The sequence below is a fragment of the Lysinibacillus sp. NPDC094403 genome (genome assembly GCF_050278745.1).
Taxonomy (GTDB): domain Bacteria; phylum Bacillota; class Bacilli; order Bacillales_A; family Planococcaceae; genus Lysinibacillus.
The window spans coordinates 1-15633 of the sequence record NZ_JBNNTL010000022.1 but is presented as its reverse complement, the minus strand read 5'-3'; the positions used below and the strand labels follow the sequence as shown (position 1 = coordinate 15633).

General features: G+C 36.6%; 17 protein-coding genes and 1 rRNA gene. 1 reads left to right on the top strand and 17 read right to left on the bottom strand.

Annotated features, from left to right (window positions below):
• Positions 1 to 107: 107 nt before the first annotated feature.
• The 3 genes from ACQKMV_RS21140 to metG form a co-directional block, all read right to left on the bottom strand.
• Positions 108 to 1319 carry a ubiquitin-like domain-containing protein gene (locus ACQKMV_RS21140; protein ID WP_427506303.1) on the bottom strand — a complete coding sequence of 404 codons (1212 nt, stop codon included), beginning with the start codon at positions 1317 to 1319 and terminating at the stop codon, positions 108 to 110.
• A 135-nt stretch (positions 1320 to 1454) separates the two neighbouring features.
• Positions 1455 to 2225 carry a TatD family hydrolase gene (locus ACQKMV_RS21135; protein WP_427506302.1) on the bottom strand — a complete coding sequence of 257 codons (771 nt, stop codon included), beginning with the start codon at positions 2223 to 2225 and terminating at the stop codon, positions 1455 to 1457.
• A gap of 253 nt (positions 2226 to 2478) precedes the next feature.
• Entirely contained in the window at positions 2479 to 4455 is a 1977-nt protein-coding gene (gene metG / locus ACQKMV_RS21130; RefSeq protein ID WP_427506300.1) for a methionine--tRNA ligase, read from the bottom strand.
• A 440-nt stretch (positions 4456 to 4895) separates the two neighbouring features.
• On the opposite strand from metG, the gene ACQKMV_RS21125 reads away from it, so the two are divergent.
• Positions 4896 to 5174 (top strand): AbrB/MazE/SpoVT family DNA-binding domain-containing protein, encoded by a 279-nt coding sequence (locus ACQKMV_RS21125; RefSeq protein WP_004229214.1) that lies wholly within the window; start codon positions 4896 to 4898, stop codon positions 5172 to 5174.
• Positions 5175 to 5727: 553 nt separating this feature from the next.
• On the opposite strand, the gene rsmI is transcribed toward ACQKMV_RS21125, so the two are convergent.
• From rsmI to rrf, 14 genes are all read right to left on the bottom strand, one after another.
• Positions 5728 to 6600, bottom strand: a complete 873-nt coding sequence (gene rsmI / locus ACQKMV_RS21120) for a 16S rRNA (cytidine(1402)-2'-O)-methyltransferase (protein WP_427426675.1) — start codon at positions 6598 to 6600, stop codon at positions 5728 to 5730.
• Positions 6597 to 6860 (bottom strand): GIY-YIG nuclease family protein, encoded by a 264-nt coding sequence (locus ACQKMV_RS21115; protein WP_427426676.1) that lies wholly within the window; start codon positions 6858 to 6860, stop codon positions 6597 to 6599. Before ACQKMV_RS21115 ends, rsmI begins: the two co-directional genes overlap by 4 nt.
• The gene (locus tag ACQKMV_RS21110; protein WP_427506299.1) at positions 6844 to 7593 is read right to left on the bottom strand and encodes a tRNA1(Val) (adenine(37)-N6)-methyltransferase; all 750 of its coding nucleotides are present in this window, start codon (positions 7591 to 7593) and stop codon (positions 6844 to 6846) included. Before ACQKMV_RS21110 ends, ACQKMV_RS21115 begins: the two co-directional genes overlap by 17 nt.
• Positions 7594 to 7656: 63 nt before the next feature.
• The gene (gene yabA / locus ACQKMV_RS21105) at positions 7657 to 8013 is read right to left on the bottom strand and encodes a DNA replication initiation control protein YabA (RefSeq protein ID WP_427426678.1); all 357 of its coding nucleotides are present in this window, start codon (positions 8011 to 8013) and stop codon (positions 7657 to 7659) included.
• Between the two features lie 27 nt (positions 8014 to 8040).
• A complete protein-coding gene (locus ACQKMV_RS21100; protein WP_427426679.1) occupies positions 8041 to 8856 on the bottom strand; it encodes a PSP1 domain-containing protein in 816 nt (271 codons plus the stop codon).
• Positions 8849 to 9853, bottom strand: coding sequence for a DNA polymerase III subunit delta' (gene holB, locus ACQKMV_RS21095; RefSeq protein WP_427426680.1), 1005 nt, complete (start codon positions 9851 to 9853; stop codon positions 8849 to 8851). Before holB ends, ACQKMV_RS21100 begins: the two co-directional genes overlap by 8 nt.
• 220 nt (positions 9854 to 10073) lie before the next feature.
• Positions 10074 to 10514 (bottom strand): YaaR family protein, encoded by a 441-nt coding sequence (locus ACQKMV_RS21090; protein ID WP_427426681.1) that lies wholly within the window; start codon positions 10512 to 10514, stop codon positions 10074 to 10076.
• An 86-nt stretch (positions 10515 to 10600) separates the two neighbouring features.
• The gene (locus ACQKMV_RS21085; RefSeq protein ID WP_049667342.1) at positions 10601 to 10930 is read right to left on the bottom strand and encodes a cyclic-di-AMP receptor; all 330 of its coding nucleotides are present in this window, start codon (positions 10928 to 10930) and stop codon (positions 10601 to 10603) included.
• A 348-nt stretch (positions 10931 to 11278) separates the two neighbouring features.
• A complete protein-coding gene (gene tmk, locus ACQKMV_RS21080) occupies positions 11279 to 11908 on the bottom strand; it encodes a dTMP kinase (RefSeq protein ID WP_427506297.1) in 630 nt (209 codons plus the stop codon).
• A gap of 17 nt (positions 11909 to 11925) precedes the next feature.
• Positions 11926 to 13350 carry an aminotransferase class I/II-fold pyridoxal phosphate-dependent enzyme gene (locus ACQKMV_RS21075; RefSeq protein ID WP_427506296.1) on the bottom strand — a complete coding sequence of 475 codons (1425 nt, stop codon included), beginning with the start codon at positions 13348 to 13350 and terminating at the stop codon, positions 11926 to 11928.
• A gap of 90 nt (positions 13351 to 13440) precedes the next feature.
• Positions 13441 to 13977: an HXXEE domain-containing protein gene (locus tag ACQKMV_RS21070; RefSeq protein WP_427506295.1), complete on the bottom strand. Its 537-nt coding sequence runs from the start codon at positions 13975 to 13977 to the stop codon at positions 13441 to 13443.
• Between the two features lie 179 nt (positions 13978 to 14156).
• Positions 14157 to 14735, bottom strand: a complete 579-nt coding sequence (locus ACQKMV_RS21065; protein WP_427506294.1) for a TetR/AcrR family transcriptional regulator — start codon at positions 14733 to 14735, stop codon at positions 14157 to 14159.
• Between the two features lie 255 nt (positions 14736 to 14990).
• Complete coding sequence (locus tag ACQKMV_RS21060) at positions 14991 to 15425, bottom strand: SRPBCC domain-containing protein (protein WP_427506292.1); 435 nt, start codon at positions 15423 to 15425, stop codon at positions 14991 to 14993.
• A gap of 115 nt (positions 15426 to 15540) precedes the next feature.
• Positions 15541 to 15633 (bottom strand): 5S ribosomal RNA (gene rrf, locus ACQKMV_RS21055); the annotation flags it as partial.

Below are 15633 nucleotides of genomic sequence, written 5' to 3'. Positions count from 1 at the left end.
TGTACTTTCCTAAACAAATTACTGAAAAAAAATAAAAAAGCTTTCCCGCCAGTCAAAACAGGAAAGCTAATAACAGTGAAAAACATTTGATTAATTTTACAATTTTTTTAATTTAATACTTTTATACGCACTTTCCTTACTCCCCAATTACTAGCTTGGGATTCAGATTGTACAAGTATGTCGATCCGATTACCCTTAATTGCACCGCCAGTATCCCCTGCTATAGCTGTTCCATAGCCTTCAACCCAAACTTTTGAGCCAAGCTTAATAACAGAAGGGTCTACAGCAATTACTTTCAATCCAGAGTTTGATTTTAAATTAATGCCAGTGGCAGATGTTCCCGAGCAGCCATTACAATAAGGTGTATAGGCTGTTGCCGTTACATAAAATTCTTTACCGCTACCTGGCTCTGATGAACCACGTGATACGGTCGCTGCACTAGCTACTACAGTTTTAGTACCTACAGCAACCACTTGCTTCATCGGTTCTTTTACAACTTTTTCAGATTGTAGATTTTTAGCTACAACTTGGCCATTCTCTTTTACGATTTCATACGTTTTAGTTACTAAACCTTTTTGGCCAGCTGTTACAACTTTTTGTTTTCCCTTTTGCAATGAAGCATCCTGCTTCTTTTCAATTGCGAAATCTAAAGAGTCTTCCACTACATCGATAACCTTTTCTACGCGAACTACTGTGATTTTACTCTGCGGAGTGATTACGTCCTTCAGGTTATTCTCGACACGATCGAATTCATTTAGTTGAATTCCTTGTTGTTTTAAAAAGTTAGCGACCGTAGTCGAAGCGGACCATACTTGTCTTTCGTTTACGCCATCGACAAGCGATACTTGAAACGCTTTTTGAATATCGATTTTGTTGTCTGCTCCTATTTTTGTATCTAGGCCCTGTACTAAAGAGTCATGCTCTGATACTTTAATATTTGCTTCTTTCAAAATGTCTTTCACCTGTGTTTCAGTTGTCCAAACTTTTGACTGATTTCCATCAACTGAAATAGTTACTTCTTTTGCCTGTTCCCATGTAATTGCTAATCCATTAACAATTTTGGTATTCAGAGAGGGTGATATTTTGTCATGCTCTGCTACGTCTATATTTTGATCTTGTAATAATTGTTCTACAGTTTTGGCATGTGTTGTTACTTCGATTGCTTCTCCGTTCGCATCAAGCGTTACGGTTTTTTTAGTACCTTGATAAAGTACGAATGAAATTACAGATACAAACAGGACAAGTGAAATAATGCTTATCACTGTTTGCTTACTCCTCAATGATCCTAAGAACAAGTTTTTCATGGAATTATTTGACATGAAAAAACGCCTCCTTAATACAAAGTTGGATTATACGGACTAGATTTGGCACTGTCAACCCGAATGCATTTCTAAAAAAATTGACACCACCTTTTTAGCCAACCACAAACTCAGTATTGGAGGCATCTCAGCTAGTTAATTGTCAATCCTAAAAAATTTTTTCGCATTGGCTGTCGTTACCTGTGCAATTTCCTCAATTGTTAATCCTTTTAAACGCGCAATTTCTTCTGCAACTAACGTCACTAAAGCTGGCTCATTACGTTTTCCTCGATATGGATGGGGCGCTAAATACGGGGCATCTGTTTCGATCATCAAATGCTCTAAAGGTATTTCTGTCGCAACTTCCTTCGGCATTCGTGCATTTTTAAATGTCACGGGCCCACCAAGGCTAATCATAAAATTCATAGCAATACATTCATACGCGGTTTCCACACTGCCACCATAACAATGCATAACGCCTCCCACGGAAGCTGCATTTTCTTCACGTAAAATTTGTACAACATCTCCAGTTGCATCCCTGTTATGAATAATGATTGGTAAATTCAGCTTTTGCGCTAAATGAATTTGCTTGATGAAAAGTGCTTGTTGAACATCTTTCGGGGATTTATCCCAATAGTAGTCCAATCCAGTTTCACCAATACCAACTATTTTTGGATGTGCTGCTAATTCCTCGATCCAATTTAAATCCTCTTGTGTACAATCAATGGCGTCAACCGGGTGCCAACCAATGACACCATAAACAAAATCATATTGTTCAACCAGTTGCATTGTTTTTTCAATGGTTTTACGGTCGAAACCAACAACAACCATCGTTTCTACTTTGGCTTCAAGAGCTCTATCTATAACCAATTGTAAGTCTTCTTCATACTGATCTGCGTTTAAGTGTACATGTGTATCAATAAACATCATCATTCTCCTAACATAGATTTTATTAAAAAATATTATTTCATATTTTTCGCCAGTGTTACAATTTTGTTACAAACAATTTAGTATTATAACATTACACATAACCTCTGACATCGCATTCGTTACTATATACCTAAAAAACCCCAGTGAATAGTGTGTATAAATTATTCCAAGATAATAAACTACTTATTTTCAAAACAGATTTTAAAAGCCTGCTGAACTTTTTACATTCAGCAGGCCTTCCTAAAATTTTTTACTTTACTTTTGCGCCGTTCTCTAGTTTCGAATCAACTGATGCTAATTTTAAAATTCCATCTTTCTCACCAGCTAGAATCATTCCTTGCGATAATTCACCGCGTAATTTAACTGGCTTTAAGTTAGTGACTACAATCACTTTTTGACCAATTAATTCATCTGGAGAATAAAACTTTGCAATACCTGAAACTACTTGTCGTTGCTCATATCCAAGATCTACTTGAAGCTTTAATAATTTGTCTGCCTTCGGAATAGTTTCACACGCTGTTACAGTAGCTACACGTAAATCAACTTTCATAAAATCATCAATAGTAATTTCAGGAATTTCTGGAATTTCTGCAGCTTTTTGCTCATCTTTTGTTTCTTCCACTTGTGGAGTTTTCACTGAACCACGCATTTCTTCACGAATATATTCAATTTCAACTTCACTCTCTAAACGAGGGAAGATTGGAATACCTTTTTCTACCACTTTAATGTTTGCTGGAATAGTATTGCCGAATGTTTCAATTGTTTCCCATACTAAGAATTTGTCATTCAAGCCTAACTGTTCAACAATTCGTTTGGGAGTATATGTCATAAATGGTTGTAACATGACAGCAATTTGATGTAAACTTTCCGCCAAATTTCGCATAACGGCGCCTAATTTTGGCTTATCTGATTCCTCTTTTGCTAGAACCCATGGTTGAGTTTCATCTATATATTTATTTGTTCTCGAAACAAGTGTCCATAAGTCGGCCAATACGACACTAAATTGCATTTTTTCCATACTTTCTTCATATTTAATACGTACCGATTCAGCCTGTTCTTTTAAAGATGCATCAAACTCTGTCGACTGAAGATTTTCAGTTGGAATAATGCCGTCGAAATATTTATTAATCATTGAAATGGTGCGGTTCAATAAATTGCCTAAATCGTTTGCTAAGTCGAAGTTTGTACGTTCAACGAAAGATTCTGGCGAAAATACACCATCCGAGCCAAATGGTAGCTCGCGCAATAGGAAGTATCGCGTCGCATCTAAGCCATAACGCTCTATTAACATTTCAGGATAAATAACATTGCCCTTTGATTTAGACATCTTCCCGTCTTTCATCATTATAAAACCATGTGCAAACACTTTTTTAGGAAGTGGTAAATCTAGTGCCATTAAGAAAATCGGCCAATAAATAGTATGGAAACGAACGATATCTTTCCCAACCACATGTACATCTGCCGGCCAATATTTATTGAATAATGTTTCATCCTCTGAAAGATAACCTAATGATGTTATATAGTTAGTTAAAGCATCTACCCATACATAAATTACATGTTTAGGGTCTCCTGGAACTTTAATGCCCCAATCAAATGATGTTCTTGAAACAGATAAATCTTCTAGACCTGGTTTAATGAAGTTGTTAATCATTTCATTTTTTCGAGATTCAGGCTCAATGAATCCAAGGTTTTCTTCATAATAAGCTAAAAGACGATCTGCGTATTTCTTCATATTAAAGAAGTAAGATTCCTCTTTAACTTTGTGTACTGGGCGACCACAATCTGGACAGTTACCATCTACTAATTGTGTCTCAGTAAAAAATGATTCACATGGTGTACAGTACCAACCTTCATACTCACCTTTATAAATATCACCATTATCTAAAAACTTTTGGAAAATCTTTTCGACAGTTTTCGTATGACGCTCTTGCGTTGTTTGAATAAAGTCATCGTATGAAATGTCCATTAATGCCCAAAGTTTTTTTGCAGCATCTGCAATTTCATTCACGTATTCTTGAGGATGTTTGCCCGCTTCTGCAGCTTTTTCTTGAATTTTTTGCCCATGCTCATCCATTCCAGTTAAAAAACGTACGTCATAACCACGTAAACGTTTATAACGTGCAATTGTATCTGATGCTACAGTTGTATACGCTGTACCAATATGGAATTTTCCACTTGGGTAATAAATAGGGGTTGTTATATAGAATGTTTTATTTTGTTCGCTCACATGAACTGCCTCCATTGTTTCACAATATATTATCTATTCTAACTAAGTACGAAATTCGTTTCAACTTCTTTCAGCGGATGTCACGGAATTGGAAAGGAGCTCTTTGTGCAAGCACAAAGCCGATTCCGGGCGCAATTATGCCTCGGCATAATTGATTGATAGTTTATCATCCGCGAAAAATGTCGAATGATATAATTAATCCATTTAATGTATTAAATAAGAAGCTTTTTTACTATAAATAAAAATATATAATAAAAACCTTTTAAAAAAACCAAAATATCTGTTTTCTCCTCAAATATTTTTTTCAAAACAATAATATTAGTGCATTAATTAATTGACGTTTATGGCATTACTTGGTATGATAACTAACAGACAAAGAAATTATGTCGAAATTTGACGAAATACCAATATAACTTTTAATATTAGGAGGAAAAATAATTATGAAATCAACAGGAATCGTTCGTAAAGTCGATGAATTAGGTCGTGTAGTAATTCCAATCGAACTACGCCGTACACTAGGTATTGCAGAAAAAGACGCTTTAGAAATCTATGTGGATGATGACAAAATCATCTTAAAAAAATATATGCCTAACATGACATGTGCTGTAACTGGTGAAGTTTCTGATGATAACTTCCGTCTAGTTGGAGGCAAATTAATCTTAAGCCCTGAAGGCGCAGAAATGTTAGTAAAAGAAATCCAATCTAACTTAAAAAAATAATTTAAAACACACCTAAATCCAACACAGTGATTTGGGTGTTTTGTTTTTTTATTGAGTTCGGATATTTAACTTCTTTTTAGTGCAATTAAATATAATATAACCAAATCTTAAGTCCCTTATAATGTCCATGTCAGACCTTTCATGATTAAGAGTACTATTTTTTACAATTATTATCAATTTAAATGATTTATATGCTCACATCTAACGTGTGGTTGATTTCCGTTCCGGCTGGGTGCTTTCCTAGGGGTGTCCGATGAGCCGCTTCACTCGCGATGCTCGCTCCAGGGTCTCGGGCCAACAGATGTCTTTTGCGTGAAAGCGAAGCGGCAGCGGCACCGATGTTGGTCACGAAGGCGTTATCACAGGACGTGATGGTTTTAGCCTTCGTTCCTCTAAATTGCTATTCCCTAAGGAGTCGCCCAGCCTCCACTCCAATCAACTGATATATGGCATGCGTTTTAACAATATCATCCCGAACTGCTGGTAATGAGCCACTTATTTGAATAGATATACAAAAAAGAGGCGCCCTATTAAGGCAACCTCTTTCTTTCCATTAACTATGGTATTCATTATAGACGTCTCGCTTCGCTACTTGACGTAGTTTTGCTACTTCTTTTATAGCTTCTTTTGATGTAACACCTGTATGGTTAATAATATAATCGACATGTTCCACAATAGACATTGTCATCCAATAGGCTTCTTCATTATTTTCTTCCTCAGCATTCTCGTTTCCTTCAAGGACAATACAAAATTCCCCTCGAATTTCCTCTGTTTGTGACCATTTTACAGCTTCCGACAGCGTACCACGTAAAAACTCTTCGAATTTTTTAGTTAACTCGCGAGCTAATACAATTCGACGATTACCAAGAATAGATTCCATATCTTTTAAAGTGTCCTTTAAACGATGAGGAGCCTCATAAAATAAAATGGTTTCCTGACGTTTTTTTAGTTGCTCTAATTGCTGTCGACGTTCCTTTTTTCCTCGATTTAAAAATCCATAAAAGAAAAATGGCTGCGGCGTTAATCCAGAAGCGATTAATGCTGATATTGCTGCATTGGGGCCAGGCACCGGCACAACTGGAAAGTCTTGCTCGATTGCTTTTTCGACTATATCTGCACCAGGATCGGAAATACAAGGTAGACCAGCATCACTAACTAATGCAACTGTTTTTCCTTCACGTAAGAAAGCTAGTAGCTTCTCTCCCCCCACCTCTAAATTATGTTCATGATAGCTTATCAGTGGTGTTGCTATATCAAAGTAGTTGCATAGCTTTTTGGTATTACGCGTATCCTCGGCAGCAATAATATCTGCTTCCTTTAAAATACGTAGCGCACGCACACTCATATCCTCTAGGTTGCCAATAGGTGTTGCAACTAGATATAAACAACCTGTATGATCGTGCATTGTACTTTTCTGAGATTTCATGAGTCATCCCTCCCAATATATTTCATTTTTTGCGTTCGTGTTAGCTGTTTAAAAGCATATTCTGCGCGCATCGCCTCTTGTTTCGTATCGAATTCCTCTACATAAATACATTCCACTGGTCCTCGCGCTCTCGTATATTTTGCTCCCTTACCAGCATTATGTACAGCGACACGCCTGCCTACATTATTTGTGTAGCCTGCATAAAAGGATTGATCGGCACATTCTAACACATAAAAATAATGATTATTGTTCTTTTCCATAAAGGATTTCTCTCACTTCTGCTGTATATTCATTATTCGCATTATAAACATACAGAGGCGGTAATATTTTCAAATCAGGTTTACCGTCTTTAATTCCTTCTATTAATAGTGTATTGGCCTCCTTACCTTCTTTCGGGTAAATAAGTTGCATTCGTTTAGGCTCTAAACGATTAGCACGCATTGCCGTAACAATATCTAATAACCGACCAGGACGATGAACAAAAGCTGCCTTTCCGCCTTGTTTTAATAATTTACTTGCTGATTGTATTGCTTCTTCTAACGTTAAATATATTTCATGACGTGCAATAGCGTAATGCTCACTTAAATTTTTATCGCTAGCCTCATGTGCTAAAAAATATGGTGGATTACAGGTTACCACATCATATTTTTCGATACCAAGCTCTTTAGGAATTTCTTTGACATCGCCAAGGACCATATGAATTTGCTCTTCTAACTTATTGTAACGGATACTTCTCTCAGCCATATCAAATAAACGTGGCTGAATTTCTACACCTGTAATATGTCCCTTTGTTCTGGCACTTAGAAAAAGTGGGATTACACCATTACCTGAGCACAAATCAACAATTTTCCCTTTATGATATGGGATATTGACAAACTTCGAAAGTAGCACTGCATCCAATGAAAACGAAAAGACAGAGGGACTTTGAATAATGCGTAGATTCTCAGCCAATAAATAGTCTAACCGTTCGTCACCCTTTAACCAATTTTCCATGTTTCTTCCTCCTACTATACAAAACAAAAGACTGACACCACCATAGTGGGAATCAGCCTTCTATTACACATTTTGTTTATTTAAAAATGATAGACAAAACAGACAGTCCTCACCTTTACGTGAACTTCCGAAATGAACATGACAAACATGGAAGCCTTCTTGGTATAAACGTGCTAGGTTATCATAACCCTCGCCAATATCTAACGGATTCTCTTTCTTCTCATCTGTAGCCTGTACGGAGTTTGCATTAGAAAGTAGTTCTTCTAGACGTGTACGAAGGTGATGATTCTCTGTTTCGAGTGCCTTATGCTCCTCCATCATTAACGCTACAAATTGTTTCAATGCACCAAATTGCTCCTGCATTGCTTCGAGCTGTTGTTCGAACTCCATAACGGTATCTAAGAAATTACGGTCCTTCACCCAAGCCACCTCGTCCAATTCTCTATCTTATATAAGATTTTTTTCGCATGCTAGCAGTTCTTCTAATGTATACTCGACTGTGCGCTCCTGCTCTTGTAAATATACTTGAATAAGTCTTTCTAGTATATTTAAACTTACAACTTTACCGCGTCCATCTGGTGTCATCGTCATTTCACCAATGTCTGGCATGCCCTCTTTTGCTTCCTCATATTCATCATTTTCATACTTCAAGCAGCACATTAAGCGCCCGCAAAGACCTGAAATTTTAGTTGGATTTAAAGATAAGTTTTGATCTTTAGCCATTTTAATAGAAACTGGCTCAAAATCTCCTAAAAAAGTTGAGCAGCAAAGCATCCGGCCACATGGACCAATGCCACCTAACAATTTAGCTTCATCACGTACACCAATTTGACGAAGTTCGATACGTGTCCTAAAAACCGAAGCTAAATCTTTTACAAGATCTCTGAAATCTACGCGTCCTTCAGCCGTAAAATAAAAGATGATTTTATTACGATCAAATGTATATTCAACATCAACGAGCTTCATTTCTAAATTATGCTCTATAATTTTTGTACTTGCTAGTTCAAATGCACGCTTTGATTCAGCAGCATTTTCCTCTACTTGGATACGATCACGTTCATCCGCTGGTCGTAGAACTTGTTTAAGTGGTAATACAACATCATTATCCCCAACAACCTTTTGAGGAACAACTACTTTACCATATTCTACACCCCGAGCTGTCTCTACAATGACATATTGACTGTCCTCTAGTAGATATGATGCTGGATCAAAATAATATATTTTACCCGCTTTTTTAAAGCGGACTCCCACTACATTATACAAATGTATATCCCTCCTGCAGATTTAGCATTAACTGCTCCATCATTAACGTCCTATTCATGTTACGCTGTAAAGATGAGCGTGCCTGTAAAATAGACTCCATTTGACTAGATAGACGTTCATAAGTCGAATGTAACGCAGCTTCTTTAAATGTCTGTAACATGTCTGGATAAGTACAAGCTGCTTCGGGATTAGCTTTTATTGACACTATATCACGGTAAGCAAATAGTAGTAAATCCAATGCTTGCTCCAGCTCGCTTTTTTCTTTAAACAGTGGCAACCATTCTTCATGTACAACAAGCATTGCTTCATGTACATTCTGACGAATTGCCTCTACTAATTTTAACACTGTTTTTCGAGCATGTGCAAACTGCTCATCATTTGCTAAAATCATAGCTGTTTCGAGCTCGTTCGTCATCATGCTCACTGTAGAAGCCATCGAGTAAGAAATATTGTTATCTTGCAAATGCTTTAGCAATATATGTCGAGGCATTTTTTGAAATTTAATATGCTGGCAGCGAGAACGAATCGTTGGTAAAATTGACTGCATTTGCTCCGTTAGCAAAATCGCAGTTACCTCACCATCAGGTTCCTCTAAAAATTTAAGTATCATGTTTGCAGATGCAATATTGAGACGGTCTGCATGATGAAGTACATAAATCTTACGCCCTTCTTCAACACCCATCATCTTCATTTCTGCAATTAATTCACGTATTTGATCAATTTTTATAAATTGACCTTCCGGATAAATTTGATGGATATTTGGATGATTACCCGAATCAACACGTCTGCAATTTCGACATGTTTCACATGGAACATTTTGATTTGGTTGCTCACATAGCATTAATTTGACAAAAAACTGCATAATATCTACTTTGCCTGTCCCTTTTTCGCCATCAAAAATGTATGCATGTGCTAATCTATTTTTGTCAAAAATCGTTTGAAGCTGTTTCATTACGACTGGTTGTAGTGTGAATAGCTCTTCAACATTCTTGGCCATATATTTAAATTCCTTCCTATATCAATTACACTCATAGCATAATTGTTTCCTATTGCTCTTTTTAGTACAGAAATATCTGCGGTTTTAGAGCAGATAGATTAGTTACATTGTTATTTATTTCATGACATGCAGCAAATAAATTCTTAACCAAGTGCTGTAATGTTCGCAGCTGAATAGATTTGAAAAAAGCCCGCGCCTACAAGAGAACGAGACACGGGTTTTACATATACAAATTAATTAATAAGCCTTTAATCTCACCGATTTTATCAAGAAGGTCAATTGCTTCTTTTTCTTCATCTAAAATATCTTGTGTAAGCTCCACAAGACGCGTATCAATAGTTTCGATAATTTTTAAGCGTCTTCCTTCACCAAAACGGTTCCAGGTATGTGATTGCTTTAACTCCATACCATGCTCAACCGTTTCTTGTAGAAACCGTTTAACAAGCATTTTAAAACGCGCAAGTTCTCGTAAATTACGTGATCTCGCAACACGGTCACCTGCTGTAGAAATATCCCCTAGCAATCGTGTAAGCTGATCCGTTTGCAATTTGGTTCCTTGTTTGACGACCATATCTCCAAATCGGTTATTTTGATTATTGTTCTGCAGAGGCTCTTTACGACTAGTATTTAACCCGACACGTATATCTTGATTGATCTTCAAGCTTTTCGCCCCCACTTGCTTTCTTTATCAAATATATAAAAGCTAAATTATAATGTGTTTTACTTCTTATTTAATATGACAATGATTTAAAAATGATGAAACTGTTCAATTGGTAATACAAAAACAGTCGCTCCGCCAACCTCTACCTCCACAGGATAAGGTATATAGGAATCTGTATTCCCGCCTAATGGCGAAACAGGTGCAACCATTTGTTCTCGTGCTCGACAATTATCACGAATAATATCTAAAACTTTGGGTATGAGAGAGTCTTCCGTCCCAATAAGAAACGTCGTATTTCCCGAGCGTAAAAATCCTCCTGTGCTCGCTAATTTAGTTGCGCGAAACTGATTTTTCGTTAAAGCATTCGATAAGCGGCTGCTATCCTGATCTTGCACTACAGCTACGACTAACTTCATTCGCACTCACCCCTTTGATAAAAATTCATTTAACTAGATTTTAGTTACCTTTTATCAATAATGCCTCGGCATAATCGTGTACGGATTCAGTATTGTGCAAGCAAAGAACTACTTTCCGATTCCGTGACATACGCCGGAGCTCATCTGTTTCAGTAGAGTGTTTGGAACATCTACTGAAATAGAACCACATCCGCATTCATCTCAAAACATTTGCCGCTGTCGCTTCGCTTTCGCGCAGTAAACATTTGCCGCTGTCGCTTCGCTTTCGCGCAGTAAACATTTGCCGAATGAAAGATAAAATTATAGTTGTTACCATTATATCACATTGTGGTAGACAACTTCATGCATTTACTGTATTGCTTCATATAATAATGACCATACATCTTCAACAACACGCTCAATATTTTGGTCTGCATTGATGACATGTATACGTTCAGGGTAACGCTCCACTAGCTGTAAATACCCTTCCCGAACCTTCTTATGAAAAGCTAAGCTTTCGACATCTAAACGATTTACTTCTCGATCTCCATGAGCATGAATTCTTGCTAAGCCAACCTCTGGTGCAAGGTCAAATAATATTGTCATGTCAGGTAACTTCTTACCGATTGCAAACTCATTAATTGATAATACTTCATCAACACCGATACCACGTGCATATCCTTGGTATGCTAGTGATGAATCGATAAAGCGATCGCAAATAACCATTTTACCAGCATCCAAAGCAGGTCGTACTTTTTCAAAATAATGCTGACTTCTCGCCGCTGCGTATAATAATGCTTCTGTACGCTCATCCATAGCTGTATGGGCAGGATTTAAAATAATGGTCCTAATTTTCTCAGCAATCTCAATACCACCAGGTTCTCTCGTTGCTAATACAACAATATTTTCTTCTGCAAGTCGTTCGGCTATTTTTTGAATGACTGTTGTTTTTCCAGCACCCTCTGGACCCTCAAATGTAATAAATAAATTGCAATTCATGCTGTTATTGCCTCCAACTATTTAATGATCTCAATCATCTTTTCTTCTAAACGGTGATTTCCTTGGAACGTTGCACCAGTAGCCAGTAACTCCTCTAGCTGACTTAGCTTTGCCACTGTTATTTTTTCACCCGGAACAAGCAATGGAATGCCTGGTGGATACGGAATAATCATACTTGCAGAGATACGTCCCATTGTTCGCATATACGGTAACCATTCTTTTTCCGACTTTTCAATTTCATCAAATGTATAAGCTGGTTCCGTAATGGCCACAAATTTATAGGCTGTTTGTGAAACAGTTATTATTTCCGCCTTTGGTGTACTTAATAACAATGTTATAGCGTCTTTAATACGGATACGTATTTCGGCAAATGGATAGTTATGCCCCTGTTTTAACAAAGGTAGCACAAGCAATACTTGATTTGCATCTGCTAATTCTGCATATACATGCTTTGCTTCTAATGCCTCTTGTAATTGAAAGCCGCTATAGCCATCAACACGTAGCAATAATTTTATAGGGTCGTCTACCTCGATAACTTCTAAAGAGCCAATAGCCCGTAATGCCTCTACCCATTGATTCCTTTTTTCTATTATATATGCTCCGTCACTCTCCATATATGCCTGTACATAATAGCGTGCATCATCTAAAGAAGCCAATAAAAGATAGGATGGGCTGCTAGATTGAAGCATACGTAAATAGTGATTTATTTTGTCGACATCGATTAAGTCTGAATTAACGTGCATAAAGGATGCCATTGTCATAGCAGGCAAGGTTTTATGTGCAGACTGTACTACTACATCTGCACCAAATGTTAATGCTGATGGTTGAAATAAGGTACATGCACTAAAATGGGCACCATGTGCTTCATCTACTAAAACAGGAATACCTTTTTCATGACAATACGCAATTTGCTGCTGTATTTCTTTAGATGTCATACCATAATAAGTAGGATATGTTAAAACTACTGCACGAGCCTCTGGATAATAATCAACAGCTTCTTTTAAATCTCTATAAGAAACATGTGTTGCAGTTAAAGTATGTTCATCCCATAGCGGAGAAACAAATATAGGCTTTGCTCCAACAAGCTCAATAGCATGAAATATAGACTTATGTGCATTACGTTGGACAATAATAGTATCATCTTTTTTACATGTGGCATAAATCATCGCTAAATTTCCAACTGTAGATCCACCTACTAAAAAAAAGCTTTTCATCGCCCCATATGTATCTGCCAACAAGTTTTCTGCCTCTAATATCATTTCCTCTGGGTGATGTAAGTCATCAAGACCTGATAATTCAGTCACATCATACCGCATTACATCTTTAAAGGGCTGAGGAAGATGGGACAGTTCTCCATGCTTATGCCCTGGGACATGAAAGGAAATATTTTGTTGTTGTCGAAAGCGCTCTAACCCTTCTACAATCGGCTTCTTCTTTTGCAAAACAAAACACCCATTTCCGTAATATTATTAGTTAATTATAACACTTACGGTACAAAAACATTTGCTGAATGAATATAAATAAAATGGAATTCATATAACTTTTTTCCCGATCCAATGCGCTAGTAACGCCACAGGGATTAATACAAGACAAAATGGCAAACATACAAAAATAATGTTCCATGTTATGACTTTATTGACTAATAACGAATGATACAAAATTAAACTGTATGGAATGACGATTATCAAAGATGTGAGTGCACCGGGTGTAATGGAACGAAGAAAAATAGACTGTGCCAGGTGAGTGAACGCATGTAGAAAGTAGGTTAGCGTAACAACAGTGAAAAAGTAGATATCTCCAAATGGCCCTTGATTCACATACTGACTTGCTATAAAAGTTGAACTACTTACAAACATGAATATTACGATTACTGCTACCGCAAACTGTGCTGTCGACATAGAGAACTGTTGCATAACTCGATCAGCAATTTTTTTCGGCAATCTTTCGTATAAAATAATAGAGTTCTTATTTAACCACTTTTCACACATAATAATTTCTTCAAAATCATGAAGAATAAACATAATAGGAAATAGCCAGATAAGTGTTTGAATACCTATCCATTGTTCCATGATGATTCCTCCCTTTATATTGAGTAATTACTCAAATGTTTCTCAAAAAATAGCTCATCACTATAACGTGTGGTTGATTGTCGTTCAGGTTGTGCGCTTTCCTGGGGGTGTCCGACCGGAACGGCTATCAAATTATATAAAGTCATCCACACTTTTGGTAATGAGCCAAAAAAATTTACTTAATGTGAATTTTGCATTCCTTTTAAAACAAACATTGCTATCTCTTCAATATAATCATTATTTTCAATTGGCATTTTATCTGTCTTTCTTTCTTCAACTAAAACATGCGTTAATATTGTTGAAAGAAACATTGAAGCTGCTGTTTCTATTGTCTTTTTTTCAACAGTACATGAAGAAGCTCTTATCAAAAATGAGCAGACTTGTTCACCCATTGTATTTATAAAATCCACAATATCCTTACTCACATTTGTGTTCTGTACTATTTCTGGGGACCAAATAAAAGTTAAAAAGCTTTTATTATGTACTAAAAAATCGGCATATAATTGACCAAATTTAATTAATGCTGGATAGGGCTCTATTTTAGAAAGCTCTTTTATCTCATATTGTAGTGAACCAATAAATGAAAATTCACGAATAAGATAATTAAGAAGTTCATTTTTATCTTTAAAATAATAAAATATAAGCCCCTCTGCTACTCCGCTCTTTAATGCTATTTCTTTAGTAGTCGTTGCGGTGTAGCCTTTTTTAGTAAAAAGCTCTAATGACGCTTCCAAAATTTTATCCTTCTTTGATACCAAACTTTTTCACCACCGTTTTAAATTTGAGTATTTACTCAAATTTAAACTTTAAAAAAGGTTCTGTCAAGTTATTCCAATTAATAAGTATGACAAACGTAAGGGTGATTTCAATTCCGATTTATTAACGTTTTATAAAATATCAGCCTGAACTTTTGGTGATGCATACAAAAAAAGATCATTGCACCTAATAGGCAATGACCCCTTCTACTTTTCTTAGTATAAAATGTACTTAACGCCCGTTTCTCTACTAACATTCTAGATACTAGCTTTTAGCGCCATCTCTTGTACTAGCTTTTCTACTAATTGCGGTACAAACTTTTCTAAAACTGGATTCATCATTCCCGCTAAGAAACCGCTTGCCTTCATTGTTAAATTGCCTGTTAACTGACAAGTACCATCTTGATTTTGTGTAATTTCAAAATATCCATCACCATTTATCGGATCTGATAAGCCTACCAAATCAAACATAACTTGATTAGGATTTGACTCCTTGCCCTTAAGCTCAACCTTTACAGCTTTTTGGATAATGCCAAAATCACCTTGGAATACCCAAATCATATTTTGCTCATTTGGAAATTCATGATGTAAATAACCTGGTATTAGTACAGCCCATTCCTCTTTATTTTGAATAAACTCCTGTAGCTTTGCTTTTTCAATTTGAATATTTTCTTTACATAACCCTGTTGCCACTTTAATACACCCCTTTTTTGTTAATATATATCCATTAAATTCTAACATTTTTTAGGGGGTTATTAGCGGGTTTTAAACAATAAAAAAACCACTGATTTCTCAGTGGCTACTTTGTGCCTAGCGACGTCCTACTCTCACAGGGGGAAGCCCCCAACTACCATCGGCGCTAAAGAGCTTAACTTCCGTGTTCGGTATGGGAACGGGTGTG

Bases quoted from the DNA above. Each gene is read 5' to 3' on its own strand.
- ACQKMV_RS21140 (WP_427506303.1), bottom strand. From the start codon at position 1,319: ATGTCAAATAATTCCATGAAAAACTTGTTCTTAGGATCATTGAGGAGT.
- ACQKMV_RS21135 (WP_427506302.1), bottom strand. From the start codon at position 2,225: ATGTTTATTGATACACATGTACACTTAAACGCAGATCAGTATGAAGAA.
- ACQKMV_RS21125 (WP_004229214.1), top strand. From the start codon at position 4,896: ATGAAATCAACAGGAATCGTTCGTAAAGTCGATGAATTAGGTCGTGTA.
- rsmI (WP_427426675.1), bottom strand. From the start codon at position 6,600: ATGAAATCTCAGAAAAGTACAATGCACGATCATACAGGTTGTTTATAT.
- ACQKMV_RS21115 (WP_427426676.1), bottom strand. From the start codon at position 6,860: ATGGAAAAGAACAATAATCATTATTTTTATGTGTTAGAATGTGCCGAT.
- ACQKMV_RS21110 (WP_427506299.1), bottom strand. From the start codon at position 7,593: ATGGAAAATTGGTTAAAGGGTGACGAACGGTTAGACTATTTATTGGCT.
- holB (WP_427426680.1), bottom strand. From the start codon at position 9,853: ATGGCCAAGAATGTTGAAGAGCTATTCACACTACAACCAGTCGTAATG.
- ACQKMV_RS21085 (WP_049667342.1), bottom strand. From the start codon at position 10,930: ATGAAGTTAGTCGTAGCTGTAGTGCAAGATCAGGATAGCAGCCGCTTA.
- tmk (WP_427506297.1), bottom strand. From the start codon at position 11,908: ATGAATTGCAATTTATTTATTACATTTGAGGGTCCAGAGGGTGCTGGA.
- ACQKMV_RS21070 (WP_427506295.1), bottom strand. From the start codon at position 13,977: ATGGAACAATGGATAGGTATTCAAACACTTATCTGGCTATTTCCTATT.